Source organism: Streptococcus sp. 5004, assembly GCF_013276755.1.
Lineage (GTDB): Bacteria > Bacillota > Bacilli > Lactobacillales > Streptococcaceae > Streptococcus.
On sequence record NZ_VMLP01000002.1, the window covers coordinates 1 to 1,570 of the forward strand.

At 37.8% G+C, this 1,570-nt stretch carries 1 protein-coding gene; it reads left to right on the forward strand.

From position 1 onward, the window contains the following. On the forward strand, positions 1–1,570 hold a 1,570-nt coding region (locus HT685_RS00195; protein ID WP_173278906.1), incomplete at both ends, for a MucBP domain-containing protein.

Here is a 1,570-nt window from a genome sequence, read left to right on the forward strand (position 1 = left end):
AGGTTGTTGCTGGAGAAACAACAGAAGTAACATACGTTTATAAAGAAGTAACTGGTGATGTAGTAGTTCACTACGTTGACACAGAAGGTAATGTAATCGCTGAAGATAAAGAAGATACTAAAGGTGCTTCTCTGAATGCTAAATACGACACAACTGACAACAAACCAGAGAAAATCGAAAAAGACGAAACTGTGTACTACTTAACAGAAAAAGCACTTAAAGATGGTTCTAAACCAGAAAACGGAGACGTAGTAGAAGGAACTACAGAAGTAACTTACGTTTATGAAAAAGCAGGACAAGTAGTAGTTCACTACACTGATGAAAAAGGTAACACTATTCAAGTGGACGCTGTTGATACAAAAGACGGTAAACCAAATTCAGACTACAACACTGCAGATAACGACATGAAACCAAATCGTATCACTACTCCAGAAGGAAAAGTATACGAATTGGTCGACGCTTCAACTAAAGGAAATGAAACAGGTAAGGTTGTTGCTGGAGAAACTACAGAAGTAACATACGTTTATAAAGAAGTAACTGGTGATGTAGTGGTTCACTACGTTGACACAGAAGGTAACGTAATCGCTGAAGATAAAGAAGATACTAAAGGTGCTTCTCTGAACGCTAAATATGATACAACTGACAACAAACCAGAGAAAATCGAAAAAGACGGAACTGTGTACTACTTAACAGAAAAAGCACTTAAAGACGGTTCTAAAGAAACTGGAGATGTAGTAGAAGGTAAAACAGAAGTAACTTACGTTTACGAAAAAGCAGGACAAGTAGTAGTTCACTACACTGATGAAAAAGGTAACACTATTCAAGTGGACGCTGTTGATACAAAAGACGGTAAACCAAATTCAGACTACAACACATCTGATAACGGAATGAAGCCAACTCGTATCACAACTGCAGAAGGGAAAGTATACGAATTAGTACCAACAGCAACTAAAGGTGACGAAATAGGTAAAGTAGTAGCAGGACAAACTCTTGAAGTAACTTATGTTTACCAAGAAGTTAAAGGGAATGTCATCGTTAAATTCCAAGATACAGAAGGAAATACCATCTCAGAAGATGAAAATGATGAAACAAATGCTTCTCTTAATACAAACTACAACACGTCAGAACATAAGAAAGCGACTATCGTAAAAGATGGTGTCACTTACTATCTAACTGATAAAGCCCTAAAAGACGGCTCTAAACCAGAAGAAGGTTCTGTTGTAGAAGGAACTACAGAAGTAACGTATGTCTATGAAAAAGCGGGTTCAGTCATCGTTAACTACCAAACAGAAGATGGAACTCCATTAGTAGGAACTGCAGATGGTGCTAATGTAGAATCAGGTGTAAAAGACACAACAGACGCTAAAGCAGGAACTGACTATAATACTGCAGACAACGGAATGAAACCAAGCCGTATCACAACTGCAGAAGGAAAAGTATACAAATTGGTTGAAGCTTCAACTAAAGGAAATGAAACAGGCAAGGTTGTAGCAGGACAAACTCTTGAAGTGACCTATGTTTATATTCTGGAAAATGTCGTACCAGAGCCTAAACCAGAACCTAAGCCAGA